Here is a 15,759-nt window from a genome sequence, read left to right on the forward strand (position 1 = left end):
TCCGCGATGCCGGCTCACCTCCCCATACAATATTGGAGTGACCATTCCGGCCGAACAGCATCGGGCGAGCGGGCGCCGCGGCAGTTTGCTCCGGGCCGTTCTCGTCATCGTGGTGGTCGCCGGACTGCTCGCGGTCGGCCTCGCGGGCACCATCAATGCTCTCAATCGCACGGTCTACAGCGCCGGTGGCTTTGCCGGGCAATACCTCGATGCCCTGGCCCGGGGCGACACCGTCGGCGCCCTCGCTCTCGGTGGCGTCATGCCCAGCACAACCGACCTGGCTGCCTGGGGCCTCACCGACGAGGTAGCGAAAAGTCTGCCCGAGACCCTGCTGCGGGCATCTGTTCTGAGCGGCCTCGACAATATCGAACTCGCGAGCGCGACCGCTACGCCCGCCACCGACGATGGAACCGCCCAGACCGTGGTGTTCGATTTCGATCTGAACGGCGTCGCGTCGAGCATGGCGTTCACGGTCGAGCGGGCGGGCTCGTTCGCCGGCGCTTTCAACGCCTGGACGTTCAGCACCAGCCCCCTTGCCGTACTGCAGGTCTCGGTGCTGCACGAACGATCGTTCACGGTCAACGGCCTCACCCTGGACACGCGCGCCCACAGTGCAGCGGATGCCCCTGCAACGTTCTCCACGTCCGCCGCGTATCTCGCGTTCGCCCCGAACCGCTATACGTTCGAACATGAGTCGGCCATGCTGACCGCTTCGAAGAACACCGTGCGTGTGACGAAAGACGGTCCCACCGCCGTAGAGGTCAACGCCTTACCGAACCAGGCCATGGTGGGCCAGGTACAGTCGGAACTGAACAAGTTTCTCGACGCGTGCGCCACCCAAACGGTGCTCCAACCGACCAGCTGCCCATGGGGAATCCAGATCGACGACCGCATCGAGAGCACTCCGGTGTGGTCGATCACCGCGTACCCCACTGTCGTGCTCACCGCGGGCGAACTGGCGTTTGAGATGGTCGCTACCCCCGGGCAGGCCCATATCGTGGTGAAGGTGCAGTCACTGTTCGACGGCGACATCAGCACCCGCGACGAAGACGTCCCGTTCACGATGGGGCTCAGCGCAGTCGTGCAGCCAAGCGGTGCCCTCGCCATCCAACTGCACTAGGCACGGCTAGCTGGGGGTCCGAGCGTCGCGCACGGCGATACGGGCCAGGTTCGCGTTGTACTCGATGAGCTCGGCGTCCTCGGTACGGTCCGCCGTGCGATCCAGCCGTTTCGTGACTTTAGTGTCGTCACGGCTCCACATGATCGCGACGACAACGGCCAGCACAAAGGTCGGCAGTTCGCCGATTCCCCAAGCGATACCGCCACCCATCTGCTGGTCGGCGATGGCTGACACTCCCCAGGTGCGGCCCATCGCTCCGTACCAGTCGGCCAGGAGCAGCCCTGTGCCGCTCATCAGGGCGAGGCCGAAAAACGCGTGGAAGGCCATCGTCACCAACAGCAACAGCAGTCGGAAGGCGTGCGGCAGGCGATACGGTACCGGGTCGATGCCGATCAGGGACTGCACGAACAGGTAGCCGGTAATGAGAAAGTGCACGATCATCCACAGGTGGCCGATGTGGTCGGTGGTGGCCCAACTGAAGATCGAGGTGTAATAGAACACCCACAGTGAGACACCGAACAGCACGGCCGCGACAATCGGGTTGGCGACGATGCCGGCAAAGCGCGAGTGCACCGCGGTGAGGATCCACTCGCGCGCACCCCTACTGCCGTCTTGCCGCTTGGCGATCGCGCGCGCGGCGAGCGTTACCGGGGCGCCCGGCACGAGCAACAAGGGCACGAGCATGGTCAGCACCATGTGCACGAGCATGTGGGTGGAGAACAAGTACTTCTCGTACACATTCACTCCACCGTTGGTGATGTAGAACAGGGTGAGCATACCCAGAATCCAGAGCACGCTGCGGTAGATCGGCCATGCGTCGCCGCGGCGGTGCAACCGCCAGACGCCGGCCAGGTAGAAAAAGATGCCGAATGCACAGAACAGAATCCAGGCGAGGTCAAGGTTCCACTCGGTGAAATAGCGCGAGAAAGTGAGTTCCGGCGGCAAGAGTTCACCGGTGAGAATCTGCGCCGGCGTTGACTGGGGAACCTCGGTTGCGACTACTTGGGCGACAGGCGTCGCCGTGCGGGCGAGCGCGGCGGCCACACCGGACGCGAGGCCCATGAAGCCGAGCTCGGTCACGACGAGCCACCAGAACCAGCGACCGTTCGCCGGCCCGCTCCGCTGCATCCGTTTGATAAAGAATCGGCGTTGAGCAATGCCGAACCCGCCGAGTGCGACGAGAGCGGTGACCTTCACGAGCACGAGCAGGCCGTAGGGGCTGAGCAGGTTATCCCAGCTGCCGATGCGCAGTTCAGCGCTGGCATAGCCCGACGCGGCCACCACGATGAACGAGACCAGTGCGAGGGAGGAATACCGCCCGATCACCTGCCGGATGCGTTCGCCGTCCAGCTGGGTACGCAGCACGACAATGGTGAGCAGGCCACCCAGCCAGATCGCCGCGAAGACGAGGTGCAACCCGAGGGCCGTGATCGCGGCGTTGTGTCCCGACGCGCCCGCTGAGTGGCCTTGCTGAGCCATAGGCAGCAACGCGGTCAGGGCCAGTACGGTCACAAAGACCAATGCGGTCTGATTACGCACGGCGAAGCACAGTACCGTGACGCCGGCGGCGATCAAGGTCGTCGCGAGCCAGGCCTGCCCCAGTTCGATCTGGCTGAAGAATTGGCCGACCGTGGCGCTGAATTGATCGCTGATGCCGAGTGGCACATTGGTGACCTGCAGAAAGGTCAGAAAGCCCGTGACAGCGGATGCGACGGCGAACAGTGCCGACGACGCTGCGGCGAAGTCTAGGGCGGTGCTGTATTCACGTTGCTTGGGGCTCAGCGCGAACAGCGTGAGCACCAGTGCACCGATGGTGCCCGCCGCCGCGATGTTGACCGCGAGCTTGGCCAGGGGAAGGCCCCAGCGCACCACCGGCCCCGGGTCGGCGAGGAGCTGGGCTGAAGCGCCACCACCGTAGGCCAACGCGACAAGGGTAGACAAGACAGCGACCAGCAGCAGAGCTGCCGGTCCGAGAATGCGGACTATACGGGGCACCTGTCCAGTTTATTCGCCCACCCCTGGACATTCGTCGCGTAAAGTGCCCGGAAACCAGAAAGGGGCACCGACTCGCGTCGACGCCCCTTTTCTCACTAAAAGCTACTTGGCGGCAGCCTTGAGCTTGCTTCCGGCGGTCAGCTTGACGCGGTGGCCGGCTGCGATGGCGATTTCTTCGCCGGTCTGCGGGTTGCGGCCGGTGCGGGCGGCCGTAGCGGTGCGCTCGACTCCCAGCCATCCCGGGATGGTGACCTTGCCGTCAGCGGCAACGGTCTCGGCCAGGGTTGCGAAGAATGCGTTCAGAACGCCGTCAACGGCGGCCTGGCTCTGTCCTGAGTCAGCGGCAACCTTGGCAACGAGCTCGGTCTTGTTCAGCGACTTGTCAGCCATTGAGTGTCCTCCTCGGACCTTCGTCTGTATACACAGCGATATTCGTAATACGGATGCTCCTCGAAGAGAAGCCCCGCTGGTCGGTTCGACCGAGTTGAAATCTAGCATTGATCCACCAAAAACCCCGGATTTACGGCGATTTTTGATCATTTCAGTGTACTTTCACCCTCTCGAGCGCTCGATTTTCGCTCTCCGCGAAACACGGCGCCAGAGAGGGATTAAAACTAAACGGGATGCCGACCCAGAGTCGACATCCCGTTTGGATGATTCAGAAGCCGATGAAGACGAGCTTCAACGGTGTTAGAAGGAGTTACCAGCTGGACTTGGTGATGCCGGGCAGCTCGCCGCGGTGCGCCATATCGCGAAAACGAACACGCGAGATGCCGAACTTGGAGAGGTGGCCGCGGGGACGACCGTCAACGGCGTCACGGTTGCGCAGGCGCACCGGGCTCGCGTTGCGCGGCAGCTTCTGCAGGCCCTTGCGAGCGGCTTCACGCGACTCGTCGGTGCCGGCAGGGTCAACCAGGGCCTTCTTGAGCTCCAGGCGCTTGACGGCATACCGCTCGACGATGACCTTGCGCTGGTTGTTCTTGGCAATCATGCTCTTCTTCGCCATGTTTAGCGCTCCTCACGGAAATCAACGTGCTTGCGGATAACCGGGTCGTACTTCTTGAGCACGAGACGGTCGGGGTCGTTACGGCGGTTCTTTTTGGTTACATAGGTGTAACCGGTTCCAGCCGTGGAACGAAGTTTGATGATCGGACGTACGTCATGAGCCTTAGCCATTAGATCTTCACCCCACGAGCGAGAACGTCCTTGACGACGCTCTCGATACCACGAGCATCAATAACCTTGATGCCCTTTGCGGACAAGGTCAGTGTGACCTTGCGACGAAGCGACGGCACGTAGTACGTCTTCTTCTGAACGTTCGGGTCGAAACGACGCTTGGTGCGTCGGTGCGAGTGCGAAATGTTGTGTCCGAAGCCGGGAACAGCTCCGGTCACCTGGCAAACAGATGCCATGGTTTCCTCCATTACCGAAGGGCGAATGCCCTTCCCAAGATCCCTTGTCGGCAGGCTGCTCATAAATGAACAACCTGCAATGCGCGCGCAGAGGCGCAGCAATCTCCCACGATACGGGCTCCCCAGCCGCAGTGCAAATTCATCCGCGAATCTCCGTCGAAATTGCGAGACCACGGCGCTTCCACCGGCCAGCCCTTCAGCGTGCCGCCTTGTCGATTCGCGTCACCTAGCGGATGCTGCGGCTTTCGCCGTGCAAGCGGCGCACAGACCAAAGACATCGACGACGTGGGCGGCAGCGGTGAAACCGTTCTTCGCGGCGACGTCCTTGGCCCAGGTTTCAACGGCATCCGCTTCGATCTCGACCGTGAGACCGCAGTTACGGCAGATCAAGTGGTGGTGGTGGTCGTTGGTGCTGCACGCGCGATAGAGGCTTTCACCCTCTGGCGACTGGAGCGAGTCGGCCTCACCCGTATCGGCTAAATCGGCCAGGGCACGATAGACCGTCGCCAGTCCGATCGGGGATCCGGTCGAGTGCAGGGCAGAGTGCAGCGCCTGGGCGCTGACGAAGCCGTCGTTCGCGTCGAGGGCGCCCCGAACGGCCTCGCGCTGCCAGGTGTTTCGCTTCATGACATCAACCGTAGCGATGTTCGCTGTGGTCGGCGCGCATCCGCTTCACGGGGTCGCCGTGTAGCAACCAACCGCCGCAGCAGCAGGGCAAGCAGGAACACGGCCACCGCAGTGAGGGCAATCGCCGGGCCGGCCGCCACGTCGAGTGAACGAGAAAGCAGCACGCCGGCCAGTCCAGCCAGGGCGCCGAGCAGGGGAGCAATGACGAACATCTGAGTGGTCGTCCGCGAGACGAGCCGGGCGGCTGCTGCGGGGGCAGCGATCAGGGCGATGGCGAGGATGGCCCCCACTGCGGGCATCGCGGTGACGACGGTGGCCGTGATGAGTATCAGAGTCAGCACTTCGATCGGCCATTCTCGATAGCCGGCCGCGCGAAAGCCGTTCACGTCGAAGGTCGAGAACATGATCTGCTTGCCCAGAAAGACAATGGCGAGTACGGCACACGCCAGCACGATAGCCACGAGTGCGACATCATTACCGCTCACCGTGAGAATCGAACCCACCAGGTACGAGTCGACCTTGACCGGCAGAGACGGATTGAGCCCCTGCAGCAGAACGCCGAGTGCAAATCCGGCGGTGAGCAGAATTCCAGATGCCACCTGTTTTCCCTGACGTTCGACGCGCCCGATCATCGTCATGACGCCCACGATGACTACGCTCGCCACGGCGGCGCCGAGTGGAATGCTCACTCCGAGAATCGCCGCGCCGACCGCTCCCGGAAAAGTCGCGTGGGTGAGTGCTTGAGCGAAAAAGGTGCGCTGGCGCAGCACCACCAGGGTGCCGACGAGGCCACTGAGCGTCCCGATCAGCACTGCCGCCAGGAGGGCCTGTTCAAAGTAGCCCATCAGTGCTCCACCGGTATGGTGCTGCGATGTCGACGCGGGCCGCGGATTCGCTCCAGTGCGAGCCGCACGACCAGTGCCAGCACGTAACCCGCGACGAGCACGAGCACAACAGTGGCTCCGCTCGGCAGGTCGACGCCGCCGTTGACCGATGCTTCGTAGCCGAGCGTCAGCCCTACCCAGGCGGCCAGGGTCGCAAAGCCGGCCGCGACCGGAAAGAGCAGCCACAGTCGATTGGTCACCAGGCGGGCGACTGCGCCCGGCACGATCAGCACGGCGAGGACGAGCAGGTTGCCCACGGCGCTGCTTGCGGCCACCACAACGAGGGCAATGGCGACATTGAGCACAATGTCGAGCAGGAGCGGCCGGTAGCCGGCCGCCGCCGCGCCTTCACTGTCGAAAGCTAAAAAGACCTGCTCTTTCAAGGTGAACCCCACCATGACCAGGGCGATCAGGCAGACCACAACGGTTTGGTTGACCTCGGCCGGGCCGACGGTCAGCAGGCGTCCGAACAGCAGGGCGTCCAACTGACCGACATAATTTGTTTCCCGTGAAACTACTATGATCCCCACGCTGAACATGGCCGTGAAGACGATAGCGATCGCGGCGTCCGACGTGACCGCGCGCTTGACGATCACGGTGAGCACGACGGCCGCGATGAGCGCCGCCACCATGGCTCCCACGAATAGCCCGTCGCGGCCACCCCAGACGAATCCGATGGCCACACCGGGAAAGACCGCGTGGGTGAGTCCGTCACTGATGAACTCCAGCCCACGCAGGTTGACGAGCACACCGACGAGTCCGGCGACGAGGCTTAGAACGACGAGCACGAGCAACGCCCTGGCCATGAACGGCAGGTCGAAGGCGGTGATCAGCGGCGTGAAGACACCCACTCAGTGACCTCCGTGACCGGGAACCACAATGGTGTGCTCGTCCATTTCCACACCGACGGAGCCGAATGCCTGCTGCACGTTGGCGAGGGTCAGCACCGCATCGCGCGGCCCGAACGCCACCTGAGCACCGTTGAGCAGCAGCACACACTCACAGACGGTTCGCGCGAGATCAAGGTCGTGGGTCGATACGAGCACCGCGACGCCCTGCTTCTTGAGGCGCTTCACGGTTTCGATGAGTGCATCCCGGTTGACCTGATCGAGACCATTGAAGGGCTCATCGAGCAGAAGCAAGCGCGGAGCGGATGCGATGGCGCGCGCGAGCAGACCACGTTGCTGCTGCCCGCCCGAGAGCTCACCGAAGCGTGTCTTTGCACGATCGCCCAGGCTGACGGTCTCCAGCGCCTCGGCCACGGCTCGGCGATCGGCCTTGGTCGGCATGCGCCACCAAGCGAGAGAGCGGTAACGGCCCATCATGACGACCTGCTCGAGTGAGACCGGAAAGTGCGGGTCGAGCTGGTCGGTCTGGGGCACGTAGCCGATGTAGCCGGCCGGCGCCGGCCACTGTCCCAGCACCTCGACGGTACCGGACGTGCAGGTGATGAGCCCGAGGACACCTTTGAGCAGGGTGGACTTGCCCGACCCGTTCGGGCCGATCAGGGCAACAGCCTGACCGGGCAGCACCGTGAAGTCGATACCGGTCAGCGTGGGGTCCGCGCCGTACGCAAACGACGCCGTCGCCACACGAAGAGCGGCGGCAGCGTTCGCTGTGGGTGTTACTTGAGAAGTGTTCTCGATCACGTGTTAACTATTGCAGGTCAGCGGGCAGTGCAGAGGGCGTGACTCCCCACGAGTCGAGCATGAGCGTGGCATTGTGCAGCTGCGCCTTGATGTAGGTATCGCCAGCGCTTCCATTCGGGCCAAGCGAGTCGACGTAGAGCGCATCATCGCCGGAGTAGACGGTCACACCAGCTTCGGTCGCAATCGTCTCGGCGGTTTTGGGGCTGAGGGATGCCTCGGAGAAGACGGACGTGACGCCGGTCGCCGTGATGGCCGCGACGAGGGAGTCGATCTCGGCAGCGCTCGGCTCGGCGTTGTCGTCGAAGCTTGGAATCACCGAACCGACATAATCGATGTGGTACGCGGCGGTGAAGTAGCCGAGGGAGTCGTGGTTGCTCACAAGCAGCCGCTCGCTCTCCGGCACCGTGTCGACGTTGGTGCGGATCCATTCGTCGAGGTCATCAAGTCGCGCCGTGTACGCCGTGGCATTGGATTCGAAAGTCACCGCGTTGCCTGCGTCGGCGGAGGTGAGACCGTCGACGATCGTCGCGACGATTGTCTTCGCGTTCTGCACGTTCGTCCAGATGTGCGGATCACCGCCCTCGTGGGCATGCTCATCCGCGGCCACATCGGTGTGGGCATCCGCTTCTTCGTCGGCGTGCTGGTCGTTCGCCTGACCCTCTCCCGCCCCGACCTCGGAGATCGTGATGCCCTCATCGGCATCGATCGTGACACCGTCAAAGCCGGATGCGGCTATGGCGTCGTCGAGCCACTTTTCAAGTCCGACGCCGTTGATCACGAGCACGTCGGCGGCGCCGAGCGCGGTCAGGTCGGCCGCGGACGGGTCATAGCTGTGCGCGCTCTGGTTCGGCTGGATGAGTTGGGTCAGGTCGACGCCCCTGGCATCGCCGACCACGTTGCGGGTGAAATCGGCGACCTGGGTGGTTGTGGCTACGATCTTGAGGTCGCTGGCTGCGCCGTCGGCCCTCGCGGTCGTTTCAGACGAGCATCCCGAGAGGGCTAGTGCGGCTGACGCGAGGAGTGCGGGAACGGCGAAATGTCTCGTGTGCATTCCTCGACAGTAGCCTTGCTGATAATGATTGTCAAAACCATTAGCGGGCGAGCTTCCTATTCGAGCAGCAGTGCCGGCTCCTCGATGATGCTCGCGACGTCGGCCAGAAAACGACTCGCAACGTCACCGTCGACGACGCGATGGTCGAAGCTCGCGCCGATCGTGGTCACATACCGAACTCGCACCTCACCATCGACGACCCACGGCTTCTGCTTGATCGTGCCGAGGGCCACGATTCCGGCCTCTGGCGAGTTGAGGATGGGAGTACCGGTGTCCATGCCGAACACGCCGATATTGGTGATCGTGATCGTGCCATTGCTCATCTCGGCCGGGCTGGTCTTACCGTCGCGCGCGGTCATAGTGAGTTTCTCGAGGGACGCCGCAAGCTCGAGCAGGCTCATGTCCTGCGCTTCTTTGATGTTCGGCACGATCAGCCCGCGCGGAGTCGCTGCTGCGATGCCGAGATTCACGTAGTGCCGCACGATGATTTCCTCATCGGTGAAGGTCGAGTTCACCGTGGGGTTGCGCCGCACGGCCCAGATCATGGCCTTGGCCATGATCAACAGGGGCGACACGCGAATGCCGGCGAAGTCCGTGGACGCCTTGAGTCGCTTGACGAATTCCATGGTGCGGGTGGCATCGACGTCAACAAACAAGCTCACATGCGGGGCGGTGAAAGCGCTCTTCACCATTGCCTGCGCGATGGCTTTACGCACACCCTTCACGGGAATGTGTTCGTCGCGATCGACCGGCCATTCCGGCGTCTGGATGTTGCGGAACACGCTGGTCTGGGTCGCGCCGCGCAGCACGTCCTCGCGAGTCACGTCGCCGACCGGCCCGGTCGCTTCGACGAGGGAGAGATCGACACCGAGGTCCTTGGCGAGTTTACGAATGGGCGGCTTGGCCATGACCGGTCCAACGGATGCCGCGCGCCGGGTCGGTTCCAAAGCCTCGACGCGCGCGCGCGCCGGGGCTTTGGGCGCGAGTGTCTCGTGGGCGACGCTTGCGGCGGTATGCCGACGCCGACGGGTCGGCATGGTAGCGGCGGCGCCGCGGCCGACGAGCACCGGTTCCGGGGCTTCGTCGATGATGCTGGTGCTCGCGTCCACGGTCATACGGTCACCGGAATCAGTGTCGGCGGCATCCGCTGCCGCTGAACTGGCATCAGGATTGATCGTGATGATGAGGGTACCCACGTCGACGGTCGCGCCCGCCGCGACCAGAATCTCCGCGACCACGCCCACGAACGGCGACGGCAGCTCGACCAGGGACTTAGCCGTTTCGATCTCGACCAGAACCTGGTTGATCGTCACGGCGTCGCCGGGCGCGACCTTCCACTCAACGATTTCAGCCTCGGTCAGGCCTTCGCCGACATCGGGGAGAGTGAACTTCGACACGCTCATACTGTGCCTTTCCTGCTGCTGGTAAAAGTGAGCATGATCAGTAGGCGAGAACGCGGTCGACAGCTTCCAGCACCCGATCGGGGCTGGGCAAAAAGTGTGTCTCGACGGCGGCCGGCGGAAACGGTGTGTCAAAGCCAGAGACCCGCAGCACGGGCGCTTCGAGCGTGTAGAACGATCGCTCGGCGACCGTGGCGGCAATCTCACTGCCGACACTCACGAAGCCGGGCGCCTCCTGGGTGACCACGAGTCGGCCAGTCTTCTGCACGGAACCCAGAATCGGTCGATAGTCGATCGGGGAGATCGAACGCAGGTCGATGACCTCGAGGCTGATGCCCTCCGCGGTGGCGAGTTCGGCCGCCTGGAGCAGCACGCTGACCATTGCGCCGTGACCGACGACGGTGACGTCGGTGCCGGCCCGAACGACGCGACTGGCGTGCAGCGGTGTTCCACTTTCATCAAAGCGCACCTCACCCTTGGGCCAGTAGCGGCTCTTGGGCTCGAAGAAGATCACCGGGTCGTCACTGGCGATGGCCTCCTGCATCATCCAGTAGGCATCGTGCGGATTGGAGGGGCTGACCACACGCAAGCCGGGAGTGTGCGCGAAGTAGGCTTCCGGGCTCTCCTGATGGTGCTCAATCGAGCCGATGTGTCCGCCGTAGGGAATACGGATGACCACCGGCATGATGAGCCCGCCCTCGTGGCGGTTGCGCATACGTGCGAGCTGGCTGGTGATCTGGTCGAAGCCGGGAAAAACGAATCCGTCGAACTGAATCTCGCAGACCGGGCGAAACCCGCGCATGGCCAGGCCGATTGCCGTACCGATGATGCCGGATTCGGCGAGCGGCGTATCGAGCACCCGCTTGTCACCGAATTCGGCGATGAGGCCCTCGGTGACCCGGAATACTCCACCGAGGGGGCCGATGTCCTCGCCCATCAGCAGAACTCTGGGGTCGTCGAGCATTGCGCGACGCAGCCCGGCGTTCAGAGCCTTGGTCATCGGGAGCGAAGCGGATGCCACGCTCGTGTCTGGTGCAGCGGTCATCAGTTCTTGCCCTCGTCGAAAGATGCTTCGTAGCGTTCCAGCCAGGCTTTTTGCTCAGCCACGAGCGGATGCGGTTCGGCGTAGACGTTGTCGAAGATCACCGATTGCTCCGGCCCGGTGATCTCGAGAGCACGACGACGGGCATCGGCGGCGAAATCGGCCGCTTCGTCATCGACGTCGTCGAGGAATTGCTGCTCGACGCCCAAGCCCTTCAGGTAGCTGCGAAAGCGCACGATCGGGTCGCGGGCCACCCAGTAGGCGAGTTCCTCTGGGTCGCGGTATTTGGTCGGATCATCGGCGGTCGTGTGGGCGCCGACCCGGTAGGTGAGTGCCTCGATCAGCGACGGGCCGTGGCCGGCGCGAGCGTCGTCCATCGACTTTGCCGTGACGGCGAAGCTCGCGAGCACATCATTCCCGTCGATCTGGGTACCCGGCATGCCGAAGCCAGCGGCACGCAGGTACAGCGGCGTACGGGACTGCCGGGCGACGGGCACCGAGATCGCCCAGTGGTTGTTCTGCAGAAAGAACACCTGTGGCGTCTGGTAGCTCGCCGCGAAAACGAGCGCCTCGTTGGCGTCGCCCTGCGATGATGCTCCGTCGCCGTAGTAGACAATGACGGCCTGATCGGTCTCTGCGTTGCCGGTCGCGGTCGAACCGTCGAGCTGCATGCCCATGGCGTAGCCGGTGGAGTGCAGGGTCTGCGAGGCGAGCACGAGGGTATAGAGGTGAAAGTTTCCGTGCTCTTCGGGGACCCAGCCGCCGAGGGTGACACCGCGCAGCATCCGCAGAATATCCACGACGTCAAGACCACGGATCATGCCGACCACGTGCTCCCGGTAAGAGGGAAACACATGGTCCTGCGGCCGGGTGGCGTAGGCGGATCCCACCTGTGCGGCCTCCTGGCCGTGGCTTGGAACCCAGAGAGCGAGCTGGCCCTGACGCTGCAGGTTGGCCGCCTCGGTGTCGAACTTCCGCACCACGACCATGTCCCGATAGAAACGTCGGTAGTCAGCCTCGGTGAGGCGGTCGAGGTAGGGCAGAAACTCTTCGGCGGCGGCGTTCGGTTCGAACACCCCGGTCGGGGAAATCATGCGCACGCACGTCTCGGTCCCATCGAGACCAAAAGGTGTGGGCGCTGCAGCAATGCGTGACGCAATCGCTTCGTTTCGGGTGGCTGACACCGTACTAACCTATCTTCCGAGCCGGGTGGTCAACGGGAAGCGCGTCGACAAGATCTGCGCTCATTACTAAGAGTGTCGCTACAGCCTGCTCCTCACCGATCGAGATCCGAATACCTTCGAGCGCGAAGGGACGCACCACCAGGCCAGCTTCGCTGAGCGCCTCGGCGATACTGGCTGTTTCGGCGCCGGTGGGCAGCCAGAGAAAGTTGCCTTGGGGCACCGGGATGTTCCAGCCCTGGTCGATCAACGCCTGCCAGGTCGCATCGCGACGCGCGGCGATGACTCGGACCCGATCAAGCAGCTCTTTCTCGGCCACGAGGGAGGCGATAGCAGCAGCGGCGGCCTGCGCGGTAACCGAGAGGGGGATCGCAGTCGAACGAGCGGCGTTCAGAATGTCCACAGGACCGAGCGCGTAACCAACCCGCAGCCCGGCGAGGCCGTAGGCCTTTGAAAAGGTGCGGAGAACGACAAGGTTGGGGTAGCGGGCCAGCAGTGGCGGGCCGCTGACGGCATCCGCTTGGGTCACGAACTCGATATATGCCTCATCGAGAATGACCAGCAAATCGGTCGGGACGACGGCCATGAAAGCCTCGAATTCGTCCTTGGTCACGATCGTGCCGGTGGGGTTGTTCGGTGAGCACACGATGACGACCCGGGTGTTGTCGCTGATCGCGGCGGCCATTTCGGGCAGGTCATGGGCGTGATCGGGGCGGTTGGGCACGCGCACACTGACAGCACCGGCGACGGTTACGAGTGAGGGATAGGCCTCAAACGACCGCCAGGAGTAAAGCACCTCATCATCCGGGCCAGCAGCAGCGAGAATGAGTTGGGCCAGCAAGGCCACCGAACCGGAACCGATGTGCACCTGATCGACGCCGATGCTGTACTTGGCGGCGAGGTGCTCGCGCAGAGCCAGCGCCGAGGAATCCGGGTACCGGTTGTAGGCCGTTTCGGCCGTAACCGCAGCGATAACCCCCGGCAGCGGGTCGAATGGGTTCTCGTTGCTGGAGAGCTTATAGGCACTGGCATCGGCCGGTTTGCCTTGTTTGTAGGCCGGGAGGGCGATAATCTCCGGGCGCAGGCGGACGGAGGGTCGGTCTGAGAGGCTCACTCGGTGAGTCTACGCCCGGATATATTCGCGATGACGAATGAATGTTCGTCGGACTTTCGCCCGCCGCGAGCCGGTGAGATAGTGGGGCATGGCTAGATTTCTGATCCAACTGATCGTCAACGCGATAGCCCTGTGGTTCACCGCACTGCTCGTGACCGGCGTGCACGTCACGCCTTACGCGCCGGACGCGGGTGCCAGCGTGCTCACCTATCTGCTCCTTGCGCTGATCTTCGGATTCGTGAACACGGTGGTCGGCGGTGTGCTGCGTGTCGTGGCTTTTCCGCTGTACGTTTTGACGCTGGGTCTGTTCTCACTCATCGTCAACGGACTGCTCCTGTTGCTGGTGGCGTGGCTCTCCGGGTTTCTGGGGTTCGGCCTTATCGTCGACGGCTTCTGGTGGGGCGTGCTTGGCGCACTGGTTCTCGGCATTGTTTCCTGGCTGCTCGGTCTCATTCTGCGCCCGGTCACCGCGCGCAACTGATCGGGCCGCACCCGCACGCGTCCTACTGTTGCGCAGGTCCTCCCGGCAAGCGGACACCGCGCCACAACACGGCCTCACCCGGTTCGCTCCCGATGATTCCGGTCACAGTGGAACGAAAGCCGCTGAGGTTTTCTTCCGGCGAGGCGTCAATGATGTGCGCCGTCTCCTGATAGGTATCGAGATTGTGAGCAGGCAGCACAGTCCCGGGTAGCGGCTCCTGCACAGCAAACGCTTCGCGCCGAACGAGGAGTCGATCGTCGGAATCGAGCAAGCTGGCGCCGCCTATAGCGGTCACGACGTCATCGGTGTGTTCTACCGTCATCGTGGCCACGCCAGGTGGTACCGGAACTCTCGATTCGGGTGCCCCAAAGGTTGCGACCGCCTGCACATTGAACCAGGTGTACGCCGCAACCTGGGTCGCGACCAGCCCGCCCTGAGAGTGGCCGGCAAGGACAACCGGATCGGACGGTGCAATTCCAGCCGCTTTCATAGCGTCGATGACAGCCGAGAAGGAGCCCGCATTCTGGCGGGCAACCGCAGCAATGTTTGCTGTGAGGTCCCACGGTTCAGTCGTCGCGACAGGGTCCCAATCGACCGTTCCGCCGATGTAGACCGCCCAGGAAGGGTTGTCGAGCGTGCCGTATTTCTCGATGCGCACCTGCGGCTTGCCCGGGACGGCTCTCGGTATGCGCGCCGCGAGGTCACCGACCCCTGTTGGTGGGGTCGCTCGCGTTGGTGCTCCCACCGCCGCAGCCGTCACCGGACCTTCCTGAAGCAGACCCAGGGCGCGCGCCGCAGCCACAACCCTGAGGGCGGTCTGGGAAACGCCGATCAGTCCTAATCCCTCGTCGCCGAATGTACGACCAACAATTCGCGGCATCCCTCCCAGACCAGCGGCGGCATCGTCGATTGATGAGGCCGCTAGTCGAACGAGCAGCACCACAGCCGGGTTGGTGAGCAAGCGAGGACTGATCTGCACTCCACCGACTGAGCCGTTCTGTACCGCGGACGGAGATTGCATGGTTCCGTAACGGCGCATCAGTTCGAGGGTGAGAATCCCGGTCAGGGCGACACCGACCGGCGTGCTGTACAGCGCCAACAAACAAGCACGAACAAGACTGCCAAGATTATGAGCCATGTCAGCGGCACTAAGCAGCGCGAGTTTTTGCACCAGCCGCTCCGCATAGCCATAATTTCGGGCTGCTGCCCGAAGATTACTCGCGACTTCCGAACACAGCGTCGCGAGTTGCTGGAGCCTGCCGGCCGCCTGCAGAAGATCCGGCCAGGGATCCTGTCCAAGCCAGTTCGCCGGCCACATCGGATCCAAATTTCGAATGCGGTAGGCGCGGTTAGCCCAGTCGGCGGCATCGTCGTGGAGTGCGTCCACGAATTGGGACTGAGCCAGAATGGCATCCGTTGCCACGGTGGCGGAGCCACCCACCGAGACAACCAGGTCACCGTCTTCCAATCCATCACTCACGCTCGACATATCTGCTCCTCCTCGTGAATGTGACTTCGCACACTGGCGAGCGCCTCATCGAGATAGTGCAAAACCACATCGACGTCTCCGAGCATTTCGGCCACACGGCACGAGTATTCGCGCTGCGAGCGCGAACTCCAGACATCACTGGGGTCGAGCATGCTCAGGTGTCGACGGCCCGCTGTTATATCTGCGTGCAGCGTAAAGAGAAGATTCCTCTGGGTGCGCAACATGGCCAGACGTTCAGAACGACTCTGACCGTGCAACAGCATCTCCACACCGTCCATGACACCTCCTCGTCAGGGATGATCGTCGCAGAATGA

General features: G+C 63.2%; 18 protein-coding genes. 2 read left to right on the top strand and 16 right to left on the bottom strand.

Going from position 1 to position 15,759, the window contains the following annotated elements; genetic code table 11:
- Window positions 1–37: 37 nt before the first annotated feature.
- Window positions 38–1,120: a hypothetical protein gene (locus E3T38_RS08150; RefSeq protein ID WP_134547793.1), complete on the top strand. Its 1,083-nt coding sequence runs from the start codon at window positions 38–40 to the stop codon at window positions 1,118–1,120.
- Between the two features lie 6 nt (window positions 1,121–1,126).
- Here E3T38_RS08150 and E3T38_RS08155 read toward each other — a convergent pair whose 3' ends face one another.
- From E3T38_RS08155 to E3T38_RS08220, 14 genes are all read right to left on the bottom strand, one after another.
- Window positions 1,127–3,115 carry a cytochrome c oxidase assembly protein gene (locus E3T38_RS08155; protein WP_174775222.1) on the bottom strand — a complete coding sequence of 663 codons (1,989 nt, stop codon included), beginning with the start codon at window positions 3,113–3,115 and terminating at the stop codon, window positions 1,127–1,129.
- A 102-nt stretch (window positions 3,116–3,217) separates the two neighbouring features.
- Window positions 3,218–3,505, bottom strand: coding sequence for an HU family DNA-binding protein (locus E3T38_RS08160; protein WP_035835256.1), 288 nt, complete (start codon window positions 3,503–3,505; stop codon window positions 3,218–3,220).
- Window positions 3,506–3,815: 310 nt separating this feature from the next.
- The gene (gene rpsN, locus E3T38_RS08165) at window positions 3,816–4,121 is read right to left on the bottom strand and encodes a 30S ribosomal protein S14 (RefSeq protein ID WP_092110538.1); all 306 of its coding nucleotides are present in this window, start codon (window positions 4,119–4,121) and stop codon (window positions 3,816–3,818) included.
- A 2-nt stretch (window positions 4,122–4,123) separates the two neighbouring features.
- A complete protein-coding gene (gene rpmG, locus E3T38_RS08170; RefSeq protein ID WP_035880539.1) occupies window positions 4,124–4,291 on the bottom strand; it encodes a 50S ribosomal protein L33 in 168 nt (55 codons plus the stop codon).
- The gene (gene rpmB, locus E3T38_RS08175) at window positions 4,291–4,527 is read right to left on the bottom strand and encodes a 50S ribosomal protein L28 (protein WP_035835252.1); all 237 of its coding nucleotides are present in this window, start codon (window positions 4,525–4,527) and stop codon (window positions 4,291–4,293) included. Before rpmB ends, rpmG begins: the two co-directional genes overlap by 1 nt.
- A 222-nt stretch (window positions 4,528–4,749) precedes the next feature.
- Window positions 4,750–5,154 (bottom strand): Fur family transcriptional regulator, encoded by a 405-nt coding sequence (locus E3T38_RS08180; protein ID WP_134547794.1) that lies wholly within the window; start codon window positions 5,152–5,154, stop codon window positions 4,750–4,752.
- Entirely contained in the window at window positions 5,151–5,999 is an 849-nt protein-coding gene (locus E3T38_RS08185) for a metal ABC transporter permease (RefSeq protein ID WP_134547795.1), read from the bottom strand. The genes E3T38_RS08180 and E3T38_RS08185 overlap by 4 nt, the downstream gene beginning before the upstream one ends.
- Window positions 5,999–6,889, bottom strand: coding sequence for a metal ABC transporter permease (locus tag E3T38_RS08190; RefSeq protein ID WP_134547796.1), 891 nt, complete (start codon window positions 6,887–6,889; stop codon window positions 5,999–6,001). Before E3T38_RS08190 ends, E3T38_RS08185 begins: the two co-directional genes overlap by 1 nt.
- Window positions 6,890–7,687: a metal ABC transporter ATP-binding protein gene (locus tag E3T38_RS08195; RefSeq protein ID WP_241984369.1), complete on the bottom strand. Its 798-nt coding sequence runs from the start codon at window positions 7,685–7,687 to the stop codon at window positions 6,890–6,892. It abuts the gene before it with no gap.
- 7 nt (window positions 7,688–7,694) lie between these two features.
- Complete coding sequence (locus tag E3T38_RS08200; protein WP_134547797.1) at window positions 7,695–8,738, bottom strand: metal ABC transporter substrate-binding protein; 1,044 nt, start codon at window positions 8,736–8,738, stop codon at window positions 7,695–7,697.
- 56 nt (window positions 8,739–8,794) lie between these two features.
- Window positions 8,795–10,141: a dihydrolipoamide acetyltransferase family protein gene (locus tag E3T38_RS08205; RefSeq protein ID WP_134547798.1), complete on the bottom strand. Its 1,347-nt coding sequence runs from the start codon at window positions 10,139–10,141 to the stop codon at window positions 8,795–8,797.
- Window positions 10,142–10,178: 37 nt separating this feature from the next.
- Window positions 10,179–11,183, bottom strand: a complete 1,005-nt coding sequence (locus E3T38_RS08210; protein ID WP_134547799.1) for an alpha-ketoacid dehydrogenase subunit beta — start codon at window positions 11,181–11,183, stop codon at window positions 10,179–10,181.
- Entirely contained in the window at window positions 11,183–12,274 is a 1,092-nt protein-coding gene (locus E3T38_RS08215; RefSeq protein ID WP_134547946.1) for a thiamine pyrophosphate-dependent enzyme, read from the bottom strand. The genes E3T38_RS08210 and E3T38_RS08215 overlap by 1 nt, the downstream gene beginning before the upstream one ends.
- Window positions 12,275–12,368: 94 nt before the next feature.
- Window positions 12,369–13,475, bottom strand: a complete 1,107-nt coding sequence (locus tag E3T38_RS08220) for a histidinol-phosphate transaminase (RefSeq protein ID WP_134547800.1) — start codon at window positions 13,473–13,475, stop codon at window positions 12,369–12,371.
- Window positions 13,476–13,563: 88 nt separating this feature from the next.
- On the opposite strand from E3T38_RS08220, the gene E3T38_RS08225 reads away from it, so the two are divergent.
- A complete protein-coding gene (locus E3T38_RS08225; protein ID WP_134547801.1) occupies window positions 13,564–13,956 on the top strand; it encodes a phage holin family protein in 393 nt (130 codons plus the stop codon).
- Between the two features lie 22 nt (window positions 13,957–13,978).
- Here the strand turns inward: E3T38_RS08225 and E3T38_RS08230 are convergent, their stop codons facing one another.
- Window positions 13,979–15,445: a hypothetical protein gene (locus E3T38_RS08230; RefSeq protein WP_134547802.1), complete on the bottom strand. Its 1,467-nt coding sequence runs from the start codon at window positions 15,443–15,445 to the stop codon at window positions 13,979–13,981.
- Entirely contained in the window at window positions 15,433–15,723 is a 291-nt protein-coding gene (locus tag E3T38_RS08235) for a hypothetical protein (RefSeq protein ID WP_134547803.1), read from the bottom strand. The genes E3T38_RS08230 and E3T38_RS08235 overlap by 13 nt, the downstream gene beginning before the upstream one ends.
- Window positions 15,724–15,759 lie beyond the last annotated feature (36 nt).

This window comes from Cryobacterium sp. Hb1 (assembly GCF_004403585.1).
In the GTDB taxonomy this organism is placed as follows: domain Bacteria; phylum Actinomycetota; class Actinomycetes; order Actinomycetales; family Microbacteriaceae; genus Cryobacterium; species Cryobacterium lyxosi.